Here is a 24,957-nt window from a genome sequence, read left to right on the forward strand (position 1 = left end):
GGCAAGTCCGGGACGTGTCCCCCTTACCGCCAGCTACTCTGCTGCGCGCTGCAACTTTACCTCGATCGAGTCAACGCGCTCGGCGAACACCGCATTCCGGGACCAGTCGGAGTTCAGTCCCGCCACTATTGACTGGACACCGGCAGCGTCGAGTCCGTCTTCCAGATACAGCACCACCCTGAGTTCAGGCCCCGGGCCGCCGCCGGGGACGACGGCCCCGCCTGCTGTGGCCGAGGCAACGCCGCCGCCCGGTTCAAGTTCGACACGCCTTACCGGCGGATAGCCCGCCGTAGCCTCGCCCATGGCAAGAGCCAGCTCGGGATCCGCATAGGACGGCAGCCACTCGCGCTGCTGGGCGAGGGCCCAGACGGCCGGCCGGCGGACGACGAACGTGTACTCCGAGCCGGGGTCCAGGACCAGGAGTTCCGCACCTTCGGCCACGGCGGACAGCGCCGCCCGCGGGGCATAGACTGCCACCGGCCGGGCTTCCGGGTGCCACGATGCCAACGCCGCCGCCGACGTGAACACCGGCATCGCCGTCCGGCCATCCGGTGCCTTGAGCGTCACGAGCGCCATGTCCGCCTGCTTGTCACCATGCAGGGTCTCACCGTGCGGGCTGTCACTGTGCGGCGTAGCCGCGGCTTCGCCTTCCTCGGCAAGCTGGGCAACGATGGGAACGAAGACCCGGGCCGCGGCCAACGATGCGACCACGGCGGCTTCGTCGCCTGCCGCCGAGCGAAGAGCCGCAACCGCGGCGAGGTACCCGGCGTCGGCCGTACCGTCGTCGTCCTCGAAGTTGTGGATCTTACCGTCTTCACCGGCGAGGCTGCGGCCTGCCCAGGGCTGCCCGGCGGAGTCCGTGGCGCCGCCGGAACCTGCAAGCGCAGCGGCGATGTGGCCCGGAAGCTCGCGGGATGCCCGCGGCGCAGCCTTCGACGGGCCGCCGGCAAGGTCCCCGGTCGGAGACTCCTGGCCGGCCGGGCTGCCGCCGGCAGGCGATGAGGGTCGCTGGTCCATGGTGGCTGCGGGCCTAGCGGCGGCCTGCTACGTCCAGCGCTTCCGGCAGCGTAAATGCCCCGGCGTACAGCGCCTTGCCCACGATGGCGCCTTCGACGCCCAGCGGGACGAGGGACCGCAGGACCTTGAGGTCATCAAGGCTGGAGATGCCGCCGGAGGCCACGACCGGTTTGCCGGTCTTCTCCACCATCTGGCGGAGCAGTTCAACGTTGGGGCCCTGAAGGGTGCCGTCCTTGGTGACGTCGGTGACCACGTAGCGTGCGCACCCGGCTTCTTCGAGCCGAGCCAGCACGTCCCACAGGTCGCCGCCTTCCTTGGTCCAGCCGCGGCCCGCCAGGGTGGTCCCGCGCACGTCGAGTCCGACGGCGATCCTGTCGCCAAAGCGGGCGATGGCGCGCGCTGTCCACTCCGGGTTTTCCAGGGCGGCAGTACCCAGGTTCACCCGGGCAACGCCCAGGTCCAGGGCCTTCTCCAGCGACTCGTCATCGCGCAGGCCACCGGACAGCTCCACCTTGATGTCCAGCCGGCCCACGACTTCGCGGAGCAGGTCGGCGTTCGAGCCGCGGCCAAAGGCTGCGTCCAGGTCCACCAGATGCACCCACTCGGCGCCCTGTTCCTGCCAGTTCAGCGCAGCTTCCAGCGGGGTGCCGTAGCTCGTTTCGCTGCCGGCCTCGCCCTGGACCAGGCGGACCGCCTGGCCGTTCACGACGTCGACGGCGGGCAGCAGTTCGAGTACGGGCAGCGGCGTTTCGGTGGTCATCTTCGGGTCCTCAGGTTGTAGTGAAGCTGCGTTTGTGGAGCGGTGCAGGCCGTGCTAGTTCGCCTGCAGGGTAAGCAGGTAGGCGGCCAGCAGCGCCATTCCGGCCAGTACGTAGAAAACGATCTGGGTCCAGAGCGGCTTGTGCTGCTGCCGGAAGGACAGAGCTCCGCCAACCAGGAGGCCGGCGAGGCCCATCAGGACAATCGACCACATCTAGGCGGCCGGTCCGGTTGCCGCAGTGGCTGTGGGCGTGGCTGTCTGCGCAGCGTGGCCATGGCCGCGGCGCAGGCCGTTGACCCAGTTGCGGAGCAGCCGGGCACCGGCGTCGCCGGATTTTTCGGGGTGGAACTGGGTGGCGCACAACGGTCCGTTTTCCACAGCGGCGACGAACGGTGCGCCGTGCTCGGACCAGGTGACGAGCGGCGCCGCCATGCGGGGCTGGATGACATCGAAGTCCCAGTGCTGCACGCCGTAGGAGTGCACGAAATAGAAGCGCTCGTTTTCGACGCCGTCGAACAGTTTGGAGCCTTCCGGCACCGTGACCGTGTTCCAGCCCATGTGGGGAACCACTTCGGCAGGCAGCAGTTCCACCTTTCCGGGCCACTCCCCCATGCCTTCAGCTTCGGTGCCGTGCTCCACTCCGGCTTCGAACAGCACCTGGAGGCCCACGCAGATGCCAAGGACCGGGCGGCCGCCGGCTACGCGCCGGCCGATCATCCGGATGGCGTCCACGGCCTTCAGTTCGCGCATGACCGTCTCGAAGGCTCCGACGCCGGGGACCAGCAGTCCGTCAGCATTCAGGACATCCTCCGGTTTGGCACTGAGGATGACCTCGGCACCTGCACGCTCAAGGGCACGGACCGCCGAGCGGACGTTGCCGGAACCGTAATCCAGCACGGTGACGGTGGGTTTTCCTTCCGGAGACGCAGGCTTCGCGCTCCCCGCAGGATCCAGGATGGCCCCGTCCTGGAGGACCGGGCCGGTCACAGCGCACCCTTGGTGGAGGGGATGCCTTCAACGCGGGGATCCGGCTCCACGGCCGCCCGCAGCGCACGGGCGAAGGCCTTGAACTGGGCCTCGACGATGTGGTGCGGGTCCCGGCCGGCGATGACGTTCATGTGCAGGCAGATGCCGGCGTGCAGGGTGATGGCCTCGAAGACGTGGCGGGTCAGGGAACCCGTGAAGTGTCCGCCGATCAGGTGGTATTCCTGGCCTGCGGGCTCGCCGCCGTGCACGAGGTAGGGTCGCCCGGAGACGTCAACCACGGCGTGGGCCAGGGCTTCGTCGAGGGGAACCGTGGCTTCGCCGAACCGGCGGATCCCGGCCTTGTTGCCCAGGGCGGTGCGGAGTACCTCGCCAAACGTGATGGCGACGTCCTCCACCGTGTGGTGGACGTCGATGTGGATGTCACCGGTCGCCTTGACGGTCATGTCGATGAGCGAGTGCTTGCACAGGGCAGTCAGCATGTGGTCGTAGAACGGAACCGAGGTGCTGATGTCTGAGACGCCCGTGCCGTCAAGGTTGATCTCGACCAGCACGGACGATTCGCTCGTGGCACGCTCCATGCGTGCGGTCCGGGCCTCGGCAGCAATGGATCCGGTGGTGCTCATGTGTTGTGTCCTTTAGATGAAGGAGAAGTGTTGTCTGGGTGCCGGCTTGTGAGAACCGGGAGCGCTGGTGACGTGGGACTGATTCCAGTTTAGGCCGGGACGCTGGGCTGCCCGGTCAGGATCAGTTCGAGGGCTTCCAGGAACGCTGTGGTTTCCGTCTCAGTTCCGGCCGTGACGCGCAGGTGGCCGGGGATCCCCACATCCCGGATCAGGACCCCGGCGTCCAGCAGTCCCTGCCAGACCTCGTGCGGGTTTTCCAGCCCGCCGAAGAAGACGTAGTTGGAATCGGACGCGGCGGGCTTAAGGCCCATTCGCGTCAGCTCCGTGACGATCCGGTCGCGCTGCAGTTTGATGTCCTCGACGTCGGCCATGAGGGCTTCGCGGTGGGTCAGTGCGGCCAGGGCCGTGGCCTGGGTGATGGCGGACAGGTGGTACGGCAGCCGCACCAGGCGCAGGGCGTCAGTAACTTCGGGGGCGGCGGCCATGTAGCCGAGCCGTGCTCCGGCGAGGGCAAAGGCCTTGCTCATGGTGCGGGACACGATCAGGCGCTCACGGCCGGGAAGGAGCGCCAGCGCGCTGGGCGTGCCGTCGTGGGCGAACTCGTGGTACGCCTCATCAACGATCACAACCGTCTGGCTGGCCTCCCCGGCGGCGTAGACGGCCTCGACCACATCCAGTCCCAGGCCGGTGCCGGTGGGATTGTTGGGCGAGCACAGGAAGACGATGTTGGGCTGAAGCTCCCTGACCTGCCGGGCTGCCGATTCGGCGCTGAGGCCGTAGTCGTCGGCCCGCTGGCCGACAATGTATTCCGTGTCCGTTCCGCTCGCCAGGAGCGGGTACATGGAGTACGTGGGCGGGAACCCAAGGGCTGTGCGGCCCGGCCCGCCGAAGGCCTGCAGAATCTGCTGAAGCACTTCGTTGGACCCGTTGGCGGCCCAGATGTTCTCCGCTCCAAGGCCGTGCCCGAGGTACTCTGCAAGGCGCTCACGTAGTTCGGTGAACTCACGGTCCGGGTACCGGTTCAGTCCCGCAGCAGCTGCCGTCACGGCCTCGGAAATGGCCGCGAGGACATCCGCCGGAACCCCATGGGTGTTCTCGTTGACGTTGAGCAGGATGGGAACGTCCAGCTGCGGCGCTCCATACGGGGTGAGGCCCCGCAAGTTGGTCCGGAGGGGAAGTCGGTTCAGTCGCTCTAGCTGGTCAGTCACTTCAACAGTTTAAGTGAGGGTGGCCGGGCCACTGAAACTGTGACGCCTGCCGGCCTGCGCTGGCAGGCCCGGACCGGATTCTGCAGCATGGCGGCGGGCGGGCCCGGCAGGTCCCGGCCACGGAGGCGTCCGGGCCGCTGTTCTACTTCGACGGGACGAAGATCTGCTGGCCCGGCATGACCTTGCCGCCGTCAAGGTTGTTGAGCTGGACGATGTCCGCCACCACGTCGCGGGGATCGCGCTCCGGCGCCACGGTCCCGGCAATTCCCCAGAGGGACTCCCCCGGCTGAACCGTGACAGACACTGTTGGAGTCAGCGACAGCTCGGACACGGAATCCGCGGCCTTGGCCGGGGAGTTCAGGAAGCCGGCCAGTGAAATGAGCACCACAGACAGCAGAATCAGCGGGAGGCCCACCAGGACGATGCGGCCCCGGCGGGTCAGGCGGAGCGGCGGCTGCGCGGACCTGGCCTTCCCTGAAGGACCGTCCTCCCAGTTGAAGCCCTGCATTCCCGAGCCGCGGTCTACCCGGCTGGTGGAATGCTGCTCTTTCGAACGCTGATGACCCGAACCCTGAATAGCGCGTGTTGCTGACATGAACTGAGCCCTCCTGGACCTGACTGTGCCGCCCGGCATGTTCCCAAAGATGCCATCCACCCGTCCCGGCCTTCGAACATCGAACTCTTCGAACATAGAACCGAATGGGGCTTGCGACTAGAACACATATTCGAACTTTGCTGGTTCTGTTCTAGCACTTATTAACGAACATTGTCGAGACTCACTAGAACAAATGTTTGAAAAACGTGTGCGGCTGACCTACGTTTGAGCTACAGAACAACCACTTCTGCAGTTGATCAGCAGGGTCTGACATTTTCAGGCCGGAAGTTCCCGGCAGCTGCAGCCACGGAGGCCGGGTGGAACGAAAGGCGTTGGCGAACATGGCAGCACAAGCCACCGGCGGCAGGGCTACGCAGCGGAGCCAGCAGTCACCAGCGAAGCCCAAGGGCCTCACGGTGCGGCAGAAGAAGATTCTGGAAACCATCCAGCGGTCCGTCAACGACAACGGCTATCCGCCGTCCATGCGTGAAATCGGCGACACCGTGGGCCTGGCCAGCCTCTCCAGCGTCACGCACCAGCTCTCACAGCTCGAGAAGCTGGGCTACCTCCGGCGCGACCCCAAGCGTCCGCGCGCCATGGAAGTGCTCATGCCGCTGACCCTGGACGAGGGAACCGCCAAGATCTCCGGCGTGGAGAAGCCTGCCCGGCTGCGCACCATTGGCGGCTTGTCCGTTTCCGAACTGGCGACGGCAACGGATACGGCAATGGTCCCCCTGGTGGGCAGGATTGCGGCAGGCGGCCCCATCCTGGCAGACCAGATGGTCGAGGACGTCATGCCCCTGCCGCGGCAGCTCGTCGGCCACGGCGAGCTTTTTATGCTGAAGGTTTCCGGCGACTCCATGATCGACGCGGCAATCTGCGACGGCGACTGGGTGGTGGTCCGCCGGCAGAGTGATGCCGTCAACGGCGACATTGTGGCCGCCCTGCTCGATGATGAAGCCACCGTCAAGACATTCCGCCAGCGCGACGGACACACCTGGCTGCTCCCGCAGAACACGCAATACGAGCCCATCCTCGGCGATCACGCCAACATCATGGGCAAGGTCGTTTCGGTTCTCCGCTCGCTGTAGCCGCCGATCCCCCGCGTCAGCCGGCAGCCCGGCCTACGCGGGGGCCTTCGCCAGCCGGCTCAGGGCCGCCACCGCGATCGCAGGATCAGTGGTCGGCCAGAACGGCGGCAGGGCGGCCCTGAGGAAGCCCCCGTAGCGTTCCGTGGACAGCCGGGAGTCAAGGACAGCCACAACGCCTTTATCGCCCGTAGAACGGATCAGGCGGCCTGCCCCCTGGGCAAGCCGGATGGCTGCATGTGTGGCAGACACCGACATAAACCCGTTGCCGCCCGCTTGGGCCACCGCCCGGGAGCGCGCCGTCATGAGGGGGTCATCCGGCCTGGGGAACGGGATCCGGTCGATGACCACCAGCCTGCACGAACCGCCGGGAACATCGACCCCCTGCCAGAGTGACATGGTGCCGAAAAGGCACGTGTCCGGTTCGTCGGCGAACTGGCGCACCAGGGCGGTCATGGTTGATTCGCCCTGGCAGAGGATGCTGACATCCAGGCGCGGCCGCATGGCCTCGGCCGCGTCCTCCGCGGCCCGGCGCGACGAAAAGAGGCACAGTGCCCCGCCGCCCGAGGCCCGGATCAGTTTCTCGAGCTCGTCCAGCGCTTCGGGCGACGTTCCGCGTCCGGGCTTCGGCAGGTGGCTGGCAACATAGAGGATGCCCTGCTTGGGGTAATCGAACGGCGATCCGACGTCCACACCGGTCCAGCTGGGCGCCCCGGGCCCCACCAGCCCGAGCCCTCCCGCGGCCGGTTCGAAGGCCGATCCGATCGCGAGCGTGGCTGATGTTAGGACCACTGTGTGGCCCGCGAAAAGCCCGTCGCGCAGCTTCCCGGCCACGCTCAGGGGGGCAATGTTGACCAGGGCCGGCGAGGCGTCGTCCGGCTGCGAGTAGCCCTGCTGCGGGTCAAAGGTGCTGGCACGCGAGAACCAGACCACCTCGCGGTTTTCCCGGGCGGCAATCAGGCGTTCGCAAAGCTCGAGGATGACCATCAGGCGTGACCGCGCAAGCTGCCGCCCGCCGTCGGCCGTGTTGGCGCTGTCCCCTTTGGAATCGGAAAGGGCCGCGCGGCAGGCTTCCCGCAGCTGGTCCACACAGTCGAGCTGTTCGTCGTTGAGGCCGTTGGGCAGCAGGCCGCTCGGAACTCCGGCGATGGCCACCTCAAGGTTCGCGGCTGCGTTGTTGAGCGCATCAACGGTGATGCCGGTGTTTTTGCGGGCGCCCGAAGCGGCGGCGTGGACCATGGCGACGGAAAGCTGGCCGGAGACTGCTCCCGTCACCCTGTCCTGCAGCTCGTGGGCCTCGTCAACCACAACGACGTCGTACTCCGGCAGCACAGCGAGGCCTTCGAAGGCACTGACGGCCAGCATGGCGTGGTTGGTGACCACCACGTCGGCCTCGGCCGCGTTCTGCCGGGCCAGTTCGCTGAAGCACTCGGCAGCCATGGGGCATTTCTGCGCTCCGAGGCATTCCATCGACGTCACGGACACCTGCCGCCAGGCGCGGTCCGTCACACCGGGCATCAGCTCGTCACGGTCCCCCGAGGCCGTCTTCTCCGCCCACTCGCGGAGCCGGACTACTTCCTTACCCAGCTGCGACGCAGGGCCGCCCAAGGAAGCGGCGAAGTGCGGGACGCTGGTGTCCTCTCCCAGCGAGAAAAGCTGTCCCTCGGACGGCTCCTCGGAAGGGAACCCGCCGTCGAGCTTGTGCCGGCAGACGTAGTTGGACCTGCCCTTGACGAGTGCCACCTTGACGGGTCGTTCAAGGGCGGGGGTGATCGTTTCCAGCAGTCTGGGGAGGTCCCTGCCCACGATCTGGGTCTGCAGGGCGAGGGTGGCCGTGGAGACGAGCGTGGGTTTGTCGCTGACCAGTGAATGGGCGATCAACGGAATGAGGTACGCCAGGGACTTTCCGGTGCCCGTTCCGGCCTGGACCAGCAGGTGGTCGCCGCTGTCGATAGCGCGTGCCACCTGCCGGGCCATCTCGTGCTGGCCGCTGCGGCTCTGTCCGCCCATGCCGGAAACGGCCCGGTCGAGCAGCTCGATGACGAACTGCTCGCCGGCAGAGCCGCTGGTTTCTCCAGCCCCGGGATCAGACATTGCTGATGAAGGATTCCAGTTCAGAGGCAAGCCCCTCGCGCACCATGACGAGGGCACGTGTGCCCTCTTCCTCATGCTCAAGGCGAAGGATCTCGGCGTCCGCTTCGTGGAGCTTACTGATCAGGTCCCCGCGGTGGTAGGGAATCAGCAGTTCCATCTTGACGCTCGGCCGCGGGATGGCCTCACTGATCGCCTTCAGCAGTTCAGCGATGCCCTGCCCGGTCCGTGCGGACACCACCACATGGCGTGGTTCGCGCTGCTTCAGGCGTTCCACCACGAACGGATCCGCGGCATCAGCCTTGTTCAGCACGATGATTTCCGGGACCTTGCGCGCGTCCACTTCGCTGAACACGGCGCGGACCGCGGCGATCTGGCCTTCCGGATCGGGGTGCGAGACATCCACGACGTGCAGGATGAGGTCCGCGTCTGCCACTTCCTCCAGGGTGGACCGGAAGGCTTCCACCAGCTGCGTGGGAAGGGAGCGGACGAAGCCCACGGTGTCGGCCAGGGTGTAGCCCAGGCCGTCGGCCGTTTCCGCCTTGCGGACGGTTGGATCCAGCGTCGCGAACAAGGCGTTCTCCACCAGGACTCCGGCGTCGGTCAGCCGGTTCAGGAGCGAGGACTTTCCGGCGTTCGTGTACCCGGCGATGGCAACGGACGGGACGGAATTACGACGGCGGTTGGCCCGCTTGGTTTCCCGCGCCGGCTTCATGGCGGCGATTTCACGCCGCAGCTTGGCCATCCGGGTGCGGATCCGCCGCCGGTCCAGTTCGATCTTGGTTTCACCGGGGCCACGGGAGCCCATGCCGGCACCCGCGCCGCCCACCTGGCCACCGGCCTGCCGGGACATTGATTCGCCCCAGCCGCGCAGGCGCGGGAGCAGGTACTCGAGCTGCGCCAGCTCCACCTGCGCCTTGCCTTCGCGGCTCTTGGCGTGCTGGGCGAAGATGTCCAGGATCAGGGCCGTGCGGTCGATGACCTTGACCTTCACGATGTCTTCAAGTCCGCGCCGCTGTGAGGGTGCCAGCTCGGCATCCACCACCACGGTGTCGGCACCCGTGGACATCACGATGTCTTTGAGTTCCAGGGCCTTGCCGGAACCCAGGAACGTGCCGGGGTCGGGCTTCGCGCGGCGCTGGACGATGCCGTCAAGCACTTCCGAGCCTGCTGTCTCCGCGAGTGCGGCAAGTTCACGCAGTGAGTTTTCGGCGTCCGCCAGGGTTCCCTCGGACCAGAGACCGGCCAGGACCACCCGTTCAAGGCGCAGCTGCCGGTATTCAACCTCAGTGACGTCCTCGAGCTCGGTGGACAGGCCTGCCGTACGGCGCAGGGCCCGGCGTTCTTCAAGGTCCTGCTGGTCCCCGTCAAAGATGCTGTGTTCGCTGTCCTGGCGGGAAATCGCCTGCGCCGACCCCAAAACTCCCCGCGGATCTTCCGGGTCGGATTTGGCGGAACGGGCCGGGACATCCTTGGACAGAATCCGGTCGATGACAGCCTGGATTTCCTCAGGACTCATGTCCTGTGAGGCTGAATCTGATCCGGTGTTGGGCTGGTTGGTCATGTTCTCCTTTGAAGATTCGACACCTTCAGAATAGTGCTGATTACTTGTCTGCGGGGCGGTATTCGCGCTGGGCTGACGACTATTGGTCATTCGGGCTCCTGGGGTGCCGGCGGCTGCGGCGCAGCGGGCGGCGGTATGGGCGGTGGCAAGGCGGCCTGCCTGGCAGGCGCCGTTGCGCAGGATGCGGTGGCGTCGGTGACACCGGAATGTTCAGCGGACGGTCTTCCACACGGAGCGGCGTTCCCACGGGGAAGTTCACGCGCGCCGTCCAAATGACGGGATTCCGATGGCAGGTCAGATGATCAGCATTGCTGGACTCCAAGTAGTTCGGGCAGCACGTCCGGCCGGAGGATCACGGCAGGGCGGCGCACTGAGCGGAAGGTGATTACCTGCGTCGCTGCGGGACGGGCCAGGGCCCGTGCCGGCTACTCAAAGATCAAGAACATGAATTCAAGATTAGCAGACCGGTTTCCCCGGCCCGTTCCCCCGCGTTTCCCATCCGCGCCCGGGACAACTAATCTGGCGAGTTATGGAGTCTGCACACTATTTCAGCGCCCAGCCCGCCGGGCCGTTCACCCGCAAGCCGCTAACCGTGGAGCTCGCCGGTGAAACCCGCAAGCTGCAGACCTCCAGCGGCATCTTCAGCCCCGACGGGATCGACAAGGGCACCGCTGTGCTGCTGGCTGACGCGCCGGCCCCGTCTCCCCAGGGCAACCTGCTGGACATCGGCTGCGGCTGGGGTCCGATCGCCCTGACCATGGCCCTCAGGGCCCCCCACGCGCACGTCTATGCCGTGGACGTGAATGAGCGCTGTGTCGCACTGACCAACGAAAACGCCGGCCTGCTGGGGCTTGGCAACGTCACGGCCAGCCTGCCGGCCAACGTTGATCCGGGCCTCCGGTTCGACACCATCTGGTCCAATCCGCCCATCCGCATAGGCAAGGACGAACTTCACTCCCTGCTGCTGCTGTGGCTCCCCCGGCTGGCCCCGGGCGGGTCCGCCTGGCTGGTAGTCCAGAAAAACCTTGGTTCGGATTCGCTGCAGCGCTGGCTGGGCACCGAACTGGACAGCAGCTACACCGTCACCCGGGAGAGCACCTCGAAGTCGTTCAGGATCCTTCGGGTCAGGAAAGCGTCCCACTAGCCACGATCACGGCCGGACCGCTGAGTTCCACATGCTCGTGGCCTTCCGGCCCCGGAAAGAATTTCACGCCGACGACGCCGCCCGGCACCTTGACGTTCCAGGCATCCGGAGCGCCCTGCCCGGCCCAGTGACGGATGGCAACCGCTGCTGCGCAGGCGCCGGTGCCGCATGACTGCGTCTCCCCCACGCCGCGCTCGTGGACGCGCATGGTGATGGTCCCCACGCCGTCATGCACCAGCGGTTCGGAGGGTACGACGAACTCCACATTGGTGCCGTTGGCCGGCTTCGGGTCAACGTGCGGTGCCTTGAACAGCTGGGTTGCCTCAAGTTCGCTGAGCTCTGCCAGCGCCACCACAGTGTGCGGGTTCCCCATGCTGACAGACAGCGCCGGCCGCGGCACTTCCAGGCCGTCGGCGGTCACAAGCGAGTCCATGGCGCGTGCCGTGGCCTCTCCCGGGAAAATGAACTCCCACGGGCCCATGTCCACGGCGTAGCCGTTCTCGGTCCGCACGACCGTTTTGACGCCCCCTCGCGTGCCGATGGTCAGCGCATCGCCGGTCTCGAGCCGGACCAGTCCTTCGGCAACGAGGAAGTGGACGAAGACGCGCACGCCGTTGCCGCACATTTCCGACAGGGAGCCGTCGCCGTTGCGGTAGTCCATGAACCACTCGGCGTCCGGGTGGACTGTCTGCAGCTCGCGCCCTTCGGGGAGGTAGCGCGACGGCACGGCGCGGATCAGCCCGTCGCCGCCGATTCCGCGGTGGCGGTCGCAGAGTTCCGCAACCTGCTCGGGTGCGATGGGCCATGTGCCTCCGGGGTCAGCAACAAGCACGAAATCATTGCCGGTGCCGTGGCCCTTGGAGAAGGCCAGGCCGCTCAGCCCCTGGAGTGTGCGGTCAGGGGTGGGTGCAAGGGTTTCGTCCATGGTTCAAGATTACAGTCACGGGTGGACGGGCCCGAAAACCGTGTGCACGGGGCTGGCGCGGGCTGAGCAGCGCCGGCTCAGCGGCAGACGGCCGCTGCTTTGTCCACCAGGTCCGGGTCCTGCCAGTCGAGCCAGGTGATGCGGGGATCGGCCCTGAACCAGGTGAGTTGCCGGCGGGCGAATTTTCGCGTGGCCACAATGGTGTCTTCCGTGGCCTGGCCGGCATCCCATTCACCATCGAGTACTTTGAGGAACTGGGAGTAGCCCAGGGCACGGGACGCGGTTTTGCCGTTCCTCAGGCCTGCTCCGTCCAGCCGCTGCACTTCGGCCTGCAGTCCGTTGGCGACCATGCGGTGGACACGCTGTGCCAGCCTGTCCTTCAGGAGCTCCCGGTCCACCTCGAGCCCGATCTGGACGGCCGGCTGGAAGTACTCCCGGGCCGGCATGAAGGAGCTGAACGGGCGTCCTGTCAGCTCGAAGACCTCCAGTGCGCGGACAACCCTGCGGGCGTCTCCCAGCCGGGCGGCGGATACCGGGTCCACGGCTTCCAGCCTGCTGCGCAGGGCGGCCAGGCCGGTTTCGTCGGCCTCCGCTTCGAGACGGTGCCTGATGTCCGGATCCGTTCCGGGAAACTCGAGCACGTCCAGCGCTGCCCGGACATACAGGCCCGATCCGCCGACGAGGATGGCCCGCCTGCCCCGGGCGTGGATATCGGCGACGGCAGCGCGCGCCTGCCGCTGGAAATCGGACACGCTGGCTTCCTGGGTGACGTCGAGGGTGTCCAGCAGGTGGTGCCGGACTCCCCTGCGCTCCTCCACCGTGATCTTCGCTGTGCCGATGTCCATGCCGCGGTAGAACTGCATGGCGTCCGCGTTGATGACCTCGCCGTCAAGTTCCAGCGCGAGTGCCACGGCGAGGTCCGATTTCCCGGATCCGGTGGGGCCGACCACCGCAATGACAGGTGGCTGACCGGCGTCGGCGCCGCGCGCGTCAGCCGACGGCACAAGGGCGTCCTGGCCGTTCCCTGTGGGCGTGGCCATTGCCTAGCTGCGGCGGACGGGGAGCGCCGGCATACCGAGGGACACGCCGCTCTTGCCGCCGGTCGCACGGTTGCCGGCGCCGGGCACCGGGGCGCCACAGGAGTCCGCCTGGGACCTGTCCCAGGCGTCACCGGCACGCGACCGGCGGAGCGCGTAGTCTGCCGGCGATGCCGGATCGGCCACCAGGTGGAAGGCAGCAGCTTCCGTGATGGTGACGGTCACAAGGTCTCCGGGCCGGGGCTTCTCCGCACCCTCCGGGACTGAGAAATGCACCAGCCGCTGATCCTGCGACCGGCCCGACAGCCGGTGTGTTTCCTCCGACTTACGACCGGACTGTGCCGTGACCATGACCTCCACCCGGCGACCCAGCTGACGGGCGTTTTCCTCGGCCGCGATCCGGTCCTGCAGGGCGGTCAGGCGCTCGAAGCGCTCCTGGACCACGGCCTTGGGGAGCTGGTCCGGCAGGTCAGCGGCGGGGGTGCCGGGGCGCTTCGAGTACTGGAAGGTGAACGCAGTGGCGAAGCGCGACTTTTCGACGACGTCCAGCGTGGCTTGGAAGTCCTCTTCGGTTTCACCGGGGAAGCCGACGATGATGTCCGTCGAGATGGCGGCATGCGGAATCCGTTCCCGGACCTTGTCCAGGATGCCCAGGAATTTGGTGGAGCGGTATGACCGCTTCATGTCCTTGAGTACTTTGTCCGAGCCCGACTGCAGGGGCATGTGAAGCTGCGGCATGACGTTCGGGGTTTCGGCCATGGCGTCGATGACGTCGTCCGTGAAGGCAGCAGGGTGCGGGCTGGTGAACCGGACCCGCTCCAGCCCTTCGATTTCACCGCAGGCACGCAGCAGCTTGGAGAACGCCTGGCGGTCGCCGAATTCCACGCCGTAGGAGTTCACGTTCTGGCCCAGGAGTGTCACCTCGATGGCGCCGTCATCCACCAGTGCCTGAATCTCGGCGAGGATGTCGCCCGGACGGCGGTCCTTCTCCTTGCCGCGCAGGGCAGGAACGATGCAGAAGGTGCACGTGTTGTTGCAGCCCACCGAAATCGACACCCAGCCCGAGTACACGGAGTCCCGTTTGGTGGGGAGGGTGGAGGGGAAAACGTCGAGTGATTCCAGGATCTCGAGCTGCGCCTCATTATTGTGACGGGCGCGGTCGAGGAGCGCGGGCAGGGCACCGACGTTGTGGGTGCCGAAGACGGCGTCCACCCACGGGGCCTTCTTCAGGATGGTTTCGCGGTCCTTCTGGGCCAGGCAACCGCCCACTGCGATCTGCATCCCCGGGTTGGCAGCTTTGACCGGGGCCAGCATTCCGAGGTTGCCGTAAAGCTTGTTGTCGGCGTTCTCCCGGACGGCGCATGTGTTGAACACCACGACGTCGGCGTGCTCATCGGTCGCCGGGACATACCCGGCGCCTTCGAGCATCCCGGCCATGCGCTCGGAGTCGTGAACGTTCATTTGGCAGCCAAAAGTGCGCACCTGGTAAGTGCGCGGCGGCGCCGCTGAGGGGGCTCCATCCGTGCTGGCGGAAGTGCTGGTGCCGGACGCTGGGGAGGGAATGGTCAAACTCACCTGTTAAGGGTACCGGTTCATAGGAATTCCGTTTCCGCCTGCCCGCCGGCTGCGGTGTCGAGGACCTCCCCGACGATCCGGAAGGCCTGCGACGGCTGGTATCCCTTCCGGGCCAGCATCGAGGCCAGCCGACGCGTGACCTTGTCCCGCTCGGCTCGGTCCGTGAGGTCTGCTGTGCCTTTGAGCTTGCGTTGGACGAGTTCACGGGCGGCAGACTCCTCCGCTTCGTCACTGACCTGCTCCAAGGCCCGGGCCGCAATGTCGGCCTCAATACCTTTGTCCGCAAGCTCGCGCCGCAACGCACCCTTGGCGAGCTTCCTGGTCTGGGACCTGCTCCGGACCCACATGTCCGCAAACTCGGCGTCATCCACGAGCCGGGCTTCCTCGAACCTGTCCAGTACGGCCTCGGCCACGTCCTCCGGAACATTGCGCTCGGCCAGCTTGCGGGCCAGCTGCAACCTGCTTTTCGGCGAGGCGGTCAGCTGCCGAAGCACGATGGCCCGCGCCACGGAGGCCGGATCCGGCTCAGCATCGTGATCCGCTTCCGGCTCCGGCACGAATCCGGCCTCCGCGGGGAAGGTCCCGTCCGGGCCCGCATCGCCGAACGCAGCCGGGCCAGGTTTCCGGGATCGGAATCCTGGCCCGCTCCGCCGGTTTCCCCTAGAAACCGTCAACGGCCTTGAGCTTCGGAGACGCTTCCTTTTCAGCCTCGGCGGGCTTGACGCCGACGCCGAGCTTTTCCTTGATGAGGCGCTCCAGCTCCGAGGCAAGCTCCGGGTTGTCGCGCAGGAAGCGTCGCGAGTTCTCCATGCCCTGGCCCAGCTGGTCACCGTCGTAGGTGAACCAGGAACCGGACTTCTTGATCAGGCCGTGCTCCACGCCCATGTCGATGATGCCGCCCTCGCGGGAAATGCCCTGGCCGTAGATGATGTCGAATTCGGCGATTTTGAAAGGCGGGGCCATCTTGTTCTTGACGATTTTCGCCTTGGTGCGGTTGCCTACCGAATCAGCGCCTTCCTTCAGCGTCTGGATGCGGCGGACGTCGATGCGGATGGAGGCGTAGAACTTCAGCGCCTTACCACCGGTGGTGGTTTCGGGCGAGCCGAAGAAGACGCCGATCTTCTCACGCAGCTGGTTGATGAAGATGGCGGTGGTCTTGGTCTGGCTCAAACGTCCGGTGATCTTACGGAGCGCCTGGCTCATCAGGCGGGCCTGCAGGCCGACGTGGCTGTCGCCCATGTCGCCTTCAATTTCCGCGCGGGGCACGAGGGCGGCCACGGAGTCGATGACAATCACATCGAGGGAGCCCGAGCCAATCAGCATGTCCATGATTTCCAGGGCCTGCTCGCCGGTGTCCGGCTGGGATACCAGCAGCGCGTCGGTATCGACACCCAGCTTGGCGGCGTATTCCGGGTCCAGGGCGTGCTCGGCGTCGATAAACGCAGCAATACCGCCCAGGCGCTGGGCATTCGCGACGGCATGCAGGGCAACGGTGGTCTTACCTGACGATTCCGGGCCGTAGATTTCCACGACGCGGCCGCGCGGCAGGCCGCCAATTCCCAGGGCAACGTCCAGTGCAATGGAGCCGGTGGGGATTACTTCGATGGGCGCACGCACTTCGTCGCCCAGCCGCATGACGGATCCTTTGCCGAACTGCTTGTCGATCTGGGCAAGCGCTGCATCGAGCGCCTTCTGACGATCCGGGGCTGCCGCCATGGTTCACACCTCTAGTTTTCTCGCTGTGGAGTGGCCTGAGCGGCCCTTTATCTGTCATCACCGACGCTAACGGCACCCACCGACATTCTTGCCGGATGACATTGCGTATGTGGAAAACGCTCTGAAAAAAGCATAGCCCTACCCGAACAGATATTCGAACAATTGCCCGGCGTGTCAGGGCGGAGCCATCCAGCGTCAGGGCGCCGTGGATCAGTTGCGGGACGGCTTGACGTCCCTGCCGAGCCGCCGGTCCGCCGGGACGTCCTGCACGTCGCACATGGCGAGCCAGACCTGCCGCGGAGGAACACCGGCTGCCAGTGCCTGGTCCGCTGTCCGGCTGCCGACACCCGCCAGCACCAGTGAGCTGCTGAGGACACGGGAGTAGCCTGCACCGAACTCATCGTCCATTAGCCGCCAGAAGTCGCTGATTCTCACCGATAAAGTCTCTCACGGCTGCGGCCAATAGAATGGTTGCCATGAGCAACCCAGCCGTGGAACCCGATGCCCCAGGGGCCACCGAAAACAGCGTCGACGCGGCCCTGCGAACCGTGGAACATCAGATCAGCCTGTTCTGGCGCCGTGGCCGCGCCCTGTCCCAGCAACTGTCGCGGGAAGTGCACCCGGACATGGAACCGGCAGCGTACGGCCTCCTCACGGTCATCCGCCGGGAAGGTCCCATCAGGCTCACGGAACTGGCATCATGCATCGGCGTCGGCAAGCCGTCTGTCAGCCGGCAGATTGCCTTCCTCGAAAGCATCGGCCTGGTGTCCAAGGAGGCCGATCCCCTCGACGGCCGGGCCCAGACCATCCAGCTGACCCCCAAGGGCGAGGAGAAGATGCACCAGGTCCAGGACGCACGGCGGGAAGTTTTCCGTGAGCGGCTGGGCGAATGGCCGGTCGAAGAACTTCAGACCCTTGCCACATACATGGCGAAGCTCAACGCGACGTATGAGCGCGACGGCTTCCCGAAGGACGAAGCCAACCGGCCCGGAACTTAACCCTGGTTTGAACGCCGAAGGGCCTCCGGCTTAGCCGGAGGCCCTTCGTGTGAGTCTGGTATGACTGAGTATGAACGACGCAGGTCAGCGGGCGCCCGAGAGCAGTCCCTTGGCCAGTTCGTCTGACAGTTCAGTGTTGAGTTCGCGGTCAAGGTCGCGGCCATAACGCTGCGAGAATTCCTGCGGAACGGTGTCCGGAACAGCAACGCCCTCAGCGACGGCAACGCGGTCGCTGACTTCGCGGAGCATGCTGGACAGCGGGACGTCCAGGGCCGAGCAGATCGAAGACAGCAGCTCCGAAGAGGCTTCCTTCTGGCCGCGCTCCACTTCACTGAGGTAACCCAGGGAAACCCGGGCACTGTGTGAAACTTCGCGGAGGGTTCGGCCCTGACGCTGGCGAACGTCGCGCAGAACATCACCGATTTCGTGACGAAGTACAACCATCTTGCGCTCCTTCTGTTCGCTCTTTGCCTGATCGGCGAGGCCCACATCCTTCCAGCGGACAACGCCGTTCACGGATACGGGCTGCTTTACCATCTGTATCGCCTTGCTCCCTCGTTCGTCAGGCCCGCCTTCATCAGACGAACCATAATTATTTACTCATCCTAGGCGCCTCCGCGATTCGGAAGCGACACAATGTAACAACTATTAGGAATCAAATTTTGTTCCCGGCAACTTTACGCCTGGTAAGCCTCAGAAGATAGCGCCTCAAGCAGCCGCTCTAATGCAGCCGCGCAGGCCTGTCCGCGGATGTCGGCGCGGTTCCCCTCGAAAACGTAACCGAACGACGTCGTGCCCTCCGCGGTGGCGATGCCGACGAAGACTGTTCCCACGGCTTTCCCGCCGTGCGGTTCCGGACCGGCGACGCCGGTTGTCGACACGCCGACGTCCGCGCCGCAGATCCTTCGGGCTCCGGCTGCCATCGCTTCTGCAACGGCTCCCTCGACGGATCCGACGGCGTCGAGCAGCTCTTGGGGCACGCCCAGGACGTCTGCCTTGACTGCGTTCTGGTAGGACACCACTCCGCCCTGGAGCATGCCCGAGGCGCCGGGTGTGTCAGCGAGGACCGCCGTCACCATGCCCGCTGTCAGCGATTCGGCGGTGGCGACTGTCAGTCCCCGCGCGATGGCGCCGGTAACTGCCTGTTCGGCGATGCGGTGCAGATTGCTCACGGCATTTCTCCTTGAACGCGCTGGCTGGCGGCACGACGTCCGCTTGCCCGCAGCTTGAGTGCTTCGACAACATACTGGACTCCGGTCCAGACGGTGATGGCCACGGCCGCGAGCATCACCAGGAAGGCGACCACACCGAGCCACGGCGCCAGCGATGCGAGCGGAATCACATACAGCAGGATCGCAACGGTCTGCACAACGGTCTTCAGCTTGCCGCCGCGCGACGCCGGGATGACGCCATAGCGGATGACAAAGAACCGGAGCGCCGTGATGCCCCATTCGCGGACCAGGATCAGGATGGTGATCCACCAGGGCAGCTCGCCCAGGACGGACAGCATCACCAGTGCGGAGCCCGTCAGCAGTTTGTCCGCGATGGGATCGGCAATCTTGCCGAAGTTGGTGATGAGTCCCCTGCTGCGGGCGATGTCGCCGTCGAGCTTGTCGGTGTAGATGGCGACGGCAAACGTCAGGGCAGCGGCCCAGCGCCAGCCGCCGTTCTGGCTATCGAGCCCCGGGGCGTCCGCCACGAGGAACCAGACGAAGAACGGCACCAGGGCAATCCGCAGCATCGTCAGGATGTTCGGAAGGTTCCAGATCCCGGAGGCGGAGCCTGAGCTGTTGGCTTCAGTGCTAGTCACTCTCCTAGGCTACCGTCCGGTGAGCGACCAGGCGTCCTCGGAGCCGTCCTCGTCGTCACCGGAGTTGCCGTCGGCACCGTCGTAGTATTCGACTTTCTGGGTGCGGTTGTCCAGGTCCGCCGCCACGAGGTCCTCGGCATAGCCGCCCTGGGCGATGTTCGCATTGGCGTTGTCGCTCAGCGCCGCGGTCTGGGAATCCGGCGCGGCCGGGGCGTCCTGGCCCTTCATGGCTGCGAGGACCGCGGCGAGGTCATCGGGCTTCACCAGGACGTCGCGGGCCTTGGAACCCTCCGAAGGCCCCACCACTCCCCTGGATTCGAGCAGGTCCATGAGCCGGCCCGCCTTCGCGAAGCCGACGCGAAGCTTGCGCTGCAGCATGGAGGTTGAGCCGAACTGGGTGGTCACCACGAGCTCGGTGGCCTGCAGCAGGACCTCGAGGTCATCCCCGATGTCGTCGTCGATCTGCTTCTTCTGCGCCTCAGGGGCGACGTCGTCGCGGTAGTCGACCTTGAGCTGTCCCTTGACGTGCTCAACGACCTTGTGGATTTCCGATTCAGTGACCCAGGCGCCCTGCACGCGCATGGCCTTGGACGCGCCCATGGGCAGGAAGAGCGCGTCACCCTGGCCGATGAGCTTTTCCGCTCCGGGCTGGTCCAGGACCACGCGGGAGTCGGTCACGGAGGAGGTCGCAAACGCCATGCGGGACGGCACGTTGGCCTTGATCAGGCCGGTGACGACGTCCACCGAGGGCCGCTGGGTGGCGAGCACCAGGTGGATACCGGCGGCACGCGCCAGCTGGGTGATCCTGACGATGGAATCCTCGACGTCGCGCGGGGCCACCATCATGAGGTCCGCGAGCTCGTCCACGATCACCAGCAGGTACGGGTAGGGGCGGATGACGCGCTTGGAGTCGACCGGCGGGTGGACCTTTCCGGCCCGGACAGCCTTGTTGAAGTCATCAATGTGCTTGAACCCGTAGTTGGCGAGGTCGTCGTAGCGGGCGTCCATCTCGCGCACCACCCACTGCAGCGCCTCCGCTGCCTTCTTCGGGTTGGTGATGATGGGCGTGATCAGGTGCGGCACACCTTCGTACGCCGTGAGTTCCACGCGCTTGGGGTCCACCATCACCATGCGGACCTCGTCCGGGGTGGCACGCATCAGGATGGACGTGATCATCGAGTTCACGAACGACGACTTACCGGCACCGGTGGCACCGGCCACGAGCAGGTGGGGCATCTTGGCGAGGTTCGCGACCACATAGCCGCCCTCGACGTCCTTGCCGACACCCATCACCATGGGGTGGTCGGTGCGTCGGGCGTTCTGGCTGCGGAGCACATCGCCGAGCGAGACCGTCTCGCGGTCCGTGTTGGGGATCTCGATGCCGATGGCGGACTTGCCAGGAATCGGGCTCAGGATGCGGACGTCGCTCGAGGCAACGGCGTAGGAGATGTTCTTGGAGAGCGCCGTGACCCGTTCCACCTTGGTGCCCGCGGACAGTTCGATTTCGTACCGCGTGACTGTGGGCCCGCGGCTGAAGCCGGTGACCTGCGCGTCGACGTTGAACTGGTTCAGCGTGTCCGTCAGGGAGGCCACGATGGCGTCGTTGGCCTCGGTGCGCTCCTTGGGGATTGAACCGGGTGCCAGGACGTCCGAGGACGGCAGGGTGTAGGTGACGTCGCCGGCGAGCGACAGCTGCTCCGTGCGCTGCGGGATAGGCGTGGGCAGTGGCGGCGGGGCGACGGGGCGTGAAGGCACCTGCGCGGCCGCGGCGGCCGCCCCTGCTGCTACAGCTCCTGCTGCGGCGGGGGCAACGGGGTTCAGGGAACCGGCGGCGACCATTCCCGGGGTGACGAGCGGAATGGCCTCTGTGGCGTTCTCACCGTTGAATTCCGGGCCCTTGGTGCCCAGGCCCTGGGCTGCCTTGATCTTTTCGACGGCGATCTCGGCCTGGGTGGGCCGCCGGACGCCGGGTGCCGGGCGGGACCCCTTGCCGCCTGCCTTGGTGCCGTTGGCGCTGTCGGTGGCCTCGTCGTCGATGACGGCATGTTCGAACGCTTCGTCCCCAACGTAGCCTTCGAGTCGGGGATCGGTGTCCTGGTCCTTGCCGAACAGCCGGCCGCGCCTCTTTTTCTTCGGCGCAGCCTGGGCGGAGTTTTCGTAGAGGTAGCTGCGGTCGTGGGCGTCGCCGGCTTCCTGCAGATCGATGCCCATGAGGTGCTCATAGGCGTCCCTGATCCTGCGGGGAATGGCGCCGAAGGGGGTAGCGGTGATGATCAGGAGGGACGTGAAGGCAAGAAGTCCGTAGACGGCCACGGGCACGGCCGTGTGCAGGGCGGCCAGCGGCGAAGCGGCCAGGAAGCCTAGCATTCCGCCGGCCCGGCGCAGGCCGTCGAATCCGTCCACTACTGTGGGCTGGCCGCCGATGACATGTGCCAGGCCGCAGCCGGCAAAGGTCATGATCAGGAAGCCGATACCAATCCTGTTGTTGCCCCGCCCGTCCGACGGCTGGCGGAACAGCCGGAAGGCGCAGACGAAAAGCATCAGCGGCAGCAGCAGGGACATCCAGCCGAAGGTCCCGTTGACGATTGCGAAGACAGTGTCGGGGAACCATCCCGTGAAGCCCCACCAGGCGAAGGTGGCAACAAACACGCCAAGGGCGAGATTGAAGAGGGCAGCTCCGTCCCGACGGTCTTCCGGCGCGAGGTCGCTGACGTCGTAGCCGATCCTGCGCACGCCCCCGCCGACGACGTGGCCGATGCCCAGCCAGGCCCCTGCGGCCACCCGTACGAGCCACGGCTGGCGGGGTTCGACGGCGGCCATCTGACGTGTGCGTGCCGTGCCTGACGTTCCTCCGGTCCGGCTGGATTTGGACGCAGCGGAGCCGGAGCCCCGGCCCGCAGAGCTGCCTGATTTACCGCTTGAGTTGCCTCTAGGCGCGGAGGAGGTACGTGTCGCCATACCCGCCACGGTACCCGAAGTGAGGCCAAAAACCGCGGATTTTCGGGGCAGTCCGGGCTGCATGTTGCGGAAGGGACGGCGGAAATAATGCGCCCTTGACCCGTCCGAGCGCCTTAAACACCGGGGCCCTCCCCGCAGGCAGCTGCCGTGGCGGCTACGTTTCTGCGGGGAAGGCCCAGGTGGCACAAGACCTGATGCTTAGGCCTCGAGGACCACCGGGATGATCATGGGCTTGCGGCGAAGCTTGCGGTTGACCCAGGTGCCGACGACGCGGCGGACAACCTGCTGGAGCTGGTGCGTGGTGTGGTCCGTGTGGTTGAGCACGGCTTCTTCCAGCGCAGCATTGATCTTGGGGATGATTTCGTCGAAGACGGAATCATCTTCAGCCACGCCACGGGCGTGGATTTCCGGCCCGGAGACCACCTTGCCGGTGGCGCGGTGGATCACCGTGATGATGGAGATGAAGCCTTCATCACCGAGCGTCTGGCGGTCCTTAAGATCGGCTTCCGTGACTTCGCCAACGCTGGAGCCGTCGACGTAGACGAAGCCCACTTCCACCTGGCCCACGACGTCGGCCTGGTGGTCACGAAGGTCGATGACGGTGCCGTTGTCAGCCAGCAGGATGCTCTCATCGGGCACGCCCGATTCGAGGGCGATCTTGCCGTTGGCGATCAGGTGCCGCGTCTCGCCGTGCACCGGCATGGCGTTCAGCGGTTCGAGGATGTTGTAGCAGTACAGCAGTTCCCCGGCCGCGGCGTGGCCGGACACGTGGACCTTGGCGTTGCCCTTGTGGATGACGTCGGCGCCGAGCTTCAGCAGGCCGTTGATGATGCGGAAAACCGCGTTCTCGTTGCCCGGGATCAGGCTGGAGGCCAGGATCACGGTGTCGCCCTTGCCCACGACGACGCGGTGGTCCCCGTTGGCCATCCGGGACAACGCAGCCATCGGCTCGCCCTGTGAACCCGTGGACATCAGCACTACGCGGTTGTCCGGCAGGTTGTCGATGTTCTTGATGTCCACCAGGATGCCGTCCGGCACGTCAAGGTAGCCAAGCTTGGCCGCGATGGCCATGTTGCGGACCATGGAGCGGCCCACGAAGGCAACCTTGCGGTTGTGGTTGGCCGCAGCGTCCAGGACCTGCTGCACGCGGTGGACGTGTGAAGAGAAGGAAGCGACAATGATCCGCTTGCTGGCCTGGCCGAAGAGCCGGTCCAGTGTGGGGCCGATTTCCTTCTCGGCGGTGGTGAAGCCGGGGACGTCCGCGTTGGTGGAGTCGGACATGAACAGGTCAACGCCTTCTTCGCCCAGCTTGGCGAAGTGGCGAAGGTCCGTGATCCTGCCGTCCAGCGGCAGCTGGTCCATCTTGAAGTCGCCCGTGTGCAGCACGGTGCCGCCAGCGGTGCGGATGAACACGGCCAAGGCGTCGGGGATCGAGTGGTTGACCGCAATGAACTCGGTTTCGAAGGGACCGAAGCGCTCCACCTGGCCCTCTGTCACGGTGAGCGTGTTGGGCTTGATCCGGTGTTCCTGCAGCTTGGCCTCGATGAGGGCAAGGGTGAGCTGGGAGCCGACCAGGGGAATGTCGGCGCGCAGGCGCAGCAGGTACGGCACGGCGCCGATGTGGTCCTCGTGGCCGTGGGTCAGGACGACGGCCACGATGTCATCAAGCCGGTTCTCGATGTAGGAGAAATCGGGCAGGATGAGATCGACGCCGGGCTGGGTCTCCTCAGGGAAGAGGACACCGCAGTCGACGATGAGCAGCTTGCCGTCGATTTCGAAGACAGCCATGTTGCGGCCGATCTCCCCCAGGCCTCCGAGCGGCACGATCCGCAGGGTCCCTTGGGGCAGTTTCGGTGGCGTGACAAGGCCGGGAAGGGCGGTTTGGGTCATAATGCACTACTTTCCGGGCGGAACAGTGGGGTCTTTGCCGATCAGGAAAAGACCATTCCTGCTTCCGCCAAATCCTCGCGGATGGTTACGATCTCGGCTTCGTCCGGCTCCACGAGGGGCAAACGGACAACCGAGTTGGGCAGGACTCCCTGCCATTTAAGAATCTGCTTGGCCGCAACGGCCCCTTGCACGCGGGTCATCGTGGCCCGGATAACAGGTTCGAGTTCAAAATTGATCTTCCGGGCGGTGCCGAAGTCGTTCGCGTTGACGGCGTCGATCAGCTCGCGGAACCGGCGGGTGGCAACGTGGGTGGTGACGCCCACGAGTCCGACGGCGCCCAGCGCCATCCACTGCAGGGTCAGGCCGTCGTCGCCGGAGTAAAAGAGCAGGTCGGTCCCTGCCATAACGCGGGTGGCGGCGGCGAAATCGGCCTTGGCGTCCTTGACCGCGACGATGTTCGGGTGCGCTGCCAGACGGATCATGGTTTCCGGAGCGATCTGGATTGAAGAACGGCCGGGGATGTCATAGAGCATCACGGGCACATCGGTGGAGGAGGCGATAGCCTCAAAGTGCGCGCGCACGCCGGCTTGGCTGGGCTTGTTGTAGTACGGCGTGACGATCAGGAGGCCGTCGACGCCAACGTCGGCTGCCAGCCGGGAAAGATGCACGGAGTGCGCGGTGTCGTTGGTTCCGGTGCCGGCGATGATCGCTGCACGGCCGCCGACAGCTTCCTTCACCGCACGGAACATCCCCACGTTCTCGTCGTCGGTGAGGGTGGAGGTTTCGCCGGTGGTTCCGGTGACGACCAGGCCGTCGCAGCCGTCGTCGACAAGCTTCACGGCCAGTTCCGCCGCCTGCTGGTAGTCCACTTTGCCGTCCACAGTGAACGGCGTGACCATTGCGGTCAGGAGGGTGCCAAAAGCAGGGATATTCGCGGAAGTGTCAGCCATAGGAAAAACGTTACCCTGTCC

General features: G+C 65.9%; 24 protein-coding genes. 3 read left to right on the forward strand and 21 right to left on the reverse strand.

Annotated features, from left to right (window positions below):
* Positions 1–33: 33 nt before the first annotated feature.
* From CXQ91_RS03015 to CXQ91_RS03040, 7 genes are all read right to left on the reverse strand, one after another.
* Positions 34–1,017: an SseB family protein gene (locus CXQ91_RS03015; RefSeq protein WP_104172455.1), complete on the reverse strand. Its 984-nt coding sequence runs from the start codon at positions 1,015–1,017 to the stop codon at positions 34–36.
* A 13-nt stretch (positions 1,018–1,030) separates the two neighbouring features.
* On the reverse strand, positions 1,031–1,777 hold the full coding sequence (priA, locus tag CXQ91_RS03020; RefSeq protein WP_104172456.1) for a bifunctional 1-(5-phosphoribosyl)-5-((5-phosphoribosylamino)methylideneamino)imidazole-4-carboxamide isomerase/phosphoribosylanthranilate isomerase PriA: 747 nt from the start codon (positions 1,775–1,777) through the stop codon (positions 1,031–1,033).
* Positions 1,778–1,831: 54 nt separating this feature from the next.
* The gene (locus CXQ91_RS24685; RefSeq protein ID WP_181038755.1) at positions 1,832–1,990 is read right to left on the reverse strand and encodes a hypothetical protein; all 159 of its coding nucleotides are present in this window, start codon (positions 1,988–1,990) and stop codon (positions 1,832–1,834) included.
* Positions 1,991–2,764 (reverse strand): imidazole glycerol phosphate synthase subunit HisH, encoded by a 774-nt coding sequence (gene hisH, locus CXQ91_RS03025; protein ID WP_104172457.1) that lies wholly within the window; start codon positions 2,762–2,764, stop codon positions 1,991–1,993.
* Entirely contained in the window at positions 2,761–3,387 is a 627-nt protein-coding gene (hisB, locus tag CXQ91_RS03030; RefSeq protein ID WP_104172458.1) for an imidazoleglycerol-phosphate dehydratase HisB, read from the reverse strand. Before hisB ends, hisH begins: the two co-directional genes overlap by 4 nt.
* A gap of 89 nt (positions 3,388–3,476) precedes the next feature.
* Positions 3,477–4,595 carry a histidinol-phosphate transaminase gene (locus tag CXQ91_RS03035; RefSeq protein ID WP_104172459.1) on the reverse strand — a complete coding sequence of 373 codons (1,119 nt, stop codon included), beginning with the start codon at positions 4,593–4,595 and terminating at the stop codon, positions 3,477–3,479.
* A gap of 142 nt (positions 4,596–4,737) precedes the next feature.
* Positions 4,738–5,190, reverse strand: coding sequence for a LysM peptidoglycan-binding domain-containing protein (locus CXQ91_RS03040; protein ID WP_374953614.1), 453 nt, complete (start codon positions 5,188–5,190; stop codon positions 4,738–4,740).
* A gap of 341 nt (positions 5,191–5,531) precedes the next feature.
* On the opposite strand from CXQ91_RS03040, the gene lexA reads away from it, so the two are divergent.
* Positions 5,532–6,281, forward strand: a complete 750-nt coding sequence (gene lexA, locus CXQ91_RS03045) for a transcriptional repressor LexA (protein WP_104172827.1) — start codon at positions 5,532–5,534, stop codon at positions 6,279–6,281.
* 33 nt (positions 6,282–6,314) lie between these two features.
* Here lexA and CXQ91_RS03050 read toward each other — a convergent pair whose 3' ends face one another.
* Positions 6,315–8,372 carry an ATP-dependent DNA helicase gene (locus CXQ91_RS03050; protein WP_104172461.1) on the reverse strand — a complete coding sequence of 686 codons (2,058 nt, stop codon included), beginning with the start codon at positions 8,370–8,372 and terminating at the stop codon, positions 6,315–6,317.
* Positions 8,365–9,933, reverse strand: a complete 1,569-nt coding sequence (hflX, locus tag CXQ91_RS03055; RefSeq protein ID WP_104172462.1) for a GTPase HflX — start codon at positions 9,931–9,933, stop codon at positions 8,365–8,367. The genes CXQ91_RS03050 and hflX overlap by 8 nt, the downstream gene beginning before the upstream one ends.
* Positions 9,934–10,462: 529 nt before the next feature.
* Here hflX and CXQ91_RS03060 point away from each other — a divergent pair.
* The gene (locus tag CXQ91_RS03060; protein ID WP_104172463.1) at positions 10,463–11,077 is read left to right on the forward strand and encodes a class I SAM-dependent methyltransferase; all 615 of its coding nucleotides are present in this window, start codon (positions 10,463–10,465) and stop codon (positions 11,075–11,077) included.
* On the opposite strand, the gene dapF is transcribed toward CXQ91_RS03060, so the two are convergent.
* The 6 genes from dapF to CXQ91_RS03090 all read right to left on the reverse strand — a co-directional run bounded on the left by dapF (position 11,058) and on the right by CXQ91_RS03090 (position 16,765).
* The gene (gene dapF / locus CXQ91_RS03065; RefSeq protein WP_104172464.1) at positions 11,058–12,002 is read right to left on the reverse strand and encodes a diaminopimelate epimerase; all 945 of its coding nucleotides are present in this window, start codon (positions 12,000–12,002) and stop codon (positions 11,058–11,060) included. The genes CXQ91_RS03060 and dapF overlap by 20 nt on opposite strands.
* Positions 12,003–12,079: 77 nt before the next feature.
* On the reverse strand, positions 12,080–13,042 hold the full coding sequence (gene miaA / locus CXQ91_RS03070; RefSeq protein WP_104172465.1) for a tRNA (adenosine(37)-N6)-dimethylallyltransferase MiaA: 963 nt from the start codon (positions 13,040–13,042) through the stop codon (positions 12,080–12,082).
* Between the two features lie 3 nt (positions 13,043–13,045).
* Positions 13,046–14,614 (reverse strand): tRNA (N6-isopentenyl adenosine(37)-C2)-methylthiotransferase MiaB, encoded by a 1,569-nt coding sequence (gene miaB / locus CXQ91_RS03075; protein ID WP_104172466.1) that lies wholly within the window; start codon positions 14,612–14,614, stop codon positions 13,046–13,048.
* Positions 14,615–14,631: 17 nt separating this feature from the next.
* Positions 14,632–15,171 (reverse strand): regulatory protein RecX, encoded by a 540-nt coding sequence (locus tag CXQ91_RS03080; protein WP_374953615.1) that lies wholly within the window; start codon positions 15,169–15,171, stop codon positions 14,632–14,634.
* 103 nt (positions 15,172–15,274) lie between these two features.
* Positions 15,275–16,330 (reverse strand): recombinase RecA, encoded by a 1,056-nt coding sequence (gene recA, locus CXQ91_RS03085; protein WP_104172467.1) that lies wholly within the window; start codon positions 16,328–16,330, stop codon positions 15,275–15,277.
* A gap of 210 nt (positions 16,331–16,540) precedes the next feature.
* A complete protein-coding gene (locus tag CXQ91_RS03090) occupies positions 16,541–16,765 on the reverse strand; it encodes a DUF3046 domain-containing protein (protein ID WP_104172468.1) in 225 nt (74 codons plus the stop codon).
* 41 nt (positions 16,766–16,806) lie between these two features.
* Between CXQ91_RS03090 and CXQ91_RS03095 the strand changes: the two genes are divergently transcribed.
* Positions 16,807–17,328, forward strand: coding sequence for a MarR family winged helix-turn-helix transcriptional regulator (locus CXQ91_RS03095; RefSeq protein ID WP_104172469.1), 522 nt, complete (start codon positions 16,807–16,809; stop codon positions 17,326–17,328).
* Positions 17,329–17,412: 84 nt separating this feature from the next.
* Here CXQ91_RS03095 and CXQ91_RS03100 read toward each other — a convergent pair whose 3' ends face one another.
* From CXQ91_RS03100 to dapA, 6 genes are all read right to left on the reverse strand, one after another.
* Complete coding sequence (locus tag CXQ91_RS03100) at positions 17,413–17,865, reverse strand: helix-turn-helix domain-containing protein (protein WP_078026444.1); 453 nt, start codon at positions 17,863–17,865, stop codon at positions 17,413–17,415.
* A 140-nt stretch (positions 17,866–18,005) separates the two neighbouring features.
* The gene (locus tag CXQ91_RS03105; RefSeq protein WP_104172470.1) at positions 18,006–18,500 is read right to left on the reverse strand and encodes a CinA family protein; all 495 of its coding nucleotides are present in this window, start codon (positions 18,498–18,500) and stop codon (positions 18,006–18,008) included.
* Entirely contained in the window at positions 18,497–19,138 is a 642-nt protein-coding gene (gene pgsA / locus CXQ91_RS03110; protein ID WP_104172471.1) for a CDP-diacylglycerol--glycerol-3-phosphate 3-phosphatidyltransferase, read from the reverse strand. The genes CXQ91_RS03105 and pgsA overlap by 4 nt, the downstream gene beginning before the upstream one ends.
* A gap of 9 nt (positions 19,139–19,147) precedes the next feature.
* Complete coding sequence (locus CXQ91_RS03115; RefSeq protein ID WP_104172472.1) at positions 19,148–22,096, reverse strand: DNA translocase FtsK; 2,949 nt, start codon at positions 22,094–22,096, stop codon at positions 19,148–19,150.
* Positions 22,097–22,294: 198 nt separating this feature from the next.
* Complete coding sequence (locus CXQ91_RS03120; protein WP_104172473.1) at positions 22,295–23,986, reverse strand: ribonuclease J; 1,692 nt, start codon at positions 23,984–23,986, stop codon at positions 22,295–22,297.
* Positions 23,987–24,027: 41 nt separating this feature from the next.
* Entirely contained in the window at positions 24,028–24,936 is a 909-nt protein-coding gene (gene dapA / locus CXQ91_RS03125) for a 4-hydroxy-tetrahydrodipicolinate synthase (protein ID WP_104172474.1), read from the reverse strand.
* Positions 24,937–24,957 lie beyond the last annotated feature (21 nt).

The organism is Arthrobacter sp. Y81, from assembly GCF_002929335.1.
GTDB lineage: Bacteria > Actinomycetota > Actinomycetes > Actinomycetales > Micrococcaceae > Arthrobacter.

What these genes read in the sequence shown, in the direction of transcription:
- CXQ91_RS24685 (WP_181038755.1), bottom strand. Translation starts at nt 1,990, where the DNA reads ATGTGGTCGATTGTCCTGATGGGCCTCGCCGGCCTCCTGGTTGGCGGA.
- CXQ91_RS03100 (WP_078026444.1), bottom strand. Translation starts at nt 17,865, where the DNA reads ATGGTAAAGCAGCCCGTATCCGTGAACGGCGTTGTCCGCTGGAAGGAT.
- CXQ91_RS03115 (WP_104172472.1), bottom strand. Translation starts at nt 22,096, where the DNA reads ATGGCGACACGTACCTCCTCCGCGCCTAGAGGCAACTCAAGCGGTAAA.
- dapF (WP_104172464.1), bottom strand. Translation starts at nt 12,002, where the DNA reads ATGGACGAAACCCTTGCACCCACCCCTGACCGCACACTCCAGGGGCTG.
- CXQ91_RS03040 (WP_374953614.1), bottom strand. Translation starts at nt 5,190, where the DNA reads ATGTCAGCAACACGCGCTATTCAGGGTTCGGGTCATCAGCGTTCGAAA.
- CXQ91_RS03060 (WP_104172463.1), top strand. Translation starts at nt 10,463, where the DNA reads ATGGAGTCTGCACACTATTTCAGCGCCCAGCCCGCCGGGCCGTTCACC.
- dapA (WP_104172474.1), bottom strand. Translation starts at nt 24,936, where the DNA reads ATGGCTGACACTTCCGCGAATATCCCTGCTTTTGGCACCCTCCTGACC.
- hflX (WP_104172462.1), bottom strand. Translation starts at nt 9,933, where the DNA reads ATGACCAACCAGCCCAACACCGGATCAGATTCAGCCTCACAGGACATG.
- CXQ91_RS03095 (WP_104172469.1), top strand. Translation starts at nt 16,807, where the DNA reads ATGAGCAACCCAGCCGTGGAACCCGATGCCCCAGGGGCCACCGAAAAC.
- CXQ91_RS03050 (WP_104172461.1), bottom strand. Translation starts at nt 8,372, where the DNA reads ATGTCTGATCCCGGGGCTGGAGAAACCAGCGGCTCTGCCGGCGAGCAG.
- hisB (WP_104172458.1), bottom strand. Translation starts at nt 3,387, where the DNA reads ATGAGCACCACCGGATCCATTGCTGCCGAGGCCCGGACCGCACGCATG.
- CXQ91_RS03120 (WP_104172473.1), bottom strand. Translation starts at nt 23,986, where the DNA reads ATGACCCAAACCGCCCTTCCCGGCCTTGTCACGCCACCGAAACTGCCC.
- CXQ91_RS03015 (WP_104172455.1), bottom strand. Translation starts at nt 1,017, where the DNA reads ATGGACCAGCGACCCTCATCGCCTGCCGGCGGCAGCCCGGCCGGCCAG.
- recA (WP_104172467.1), bottom strand. Translation starts at nt 16,330, where the DNA reads ATGGCGGCAGCCCCGGATCGTCAGAAGGCGCTCGATGCAGCGCTTGCC.
- miaA (WP_104172465.1), bottom strand. Translation starts at nt 13,042, where the DNA reads ATGGCCACGCCCACAGGGAACGGCCAGGACGCCCTTGTGCCGTCGGCT.
- lexA (WP_104172827.1), top strand. Translation starts at nt 5,532, where the DNA reads ATGGCAGCACAAGCCACCGGCGGCAGGGCTACGCAGCGGAGCCAGCAG.
- priA (WP_104172456.1), bottom strand. Translation starts at nt 1,777, where the DNA reads ATGACCACCGAAACGCCGCTGCCCGTACTCGAACTGCTGCCCGCCGTC.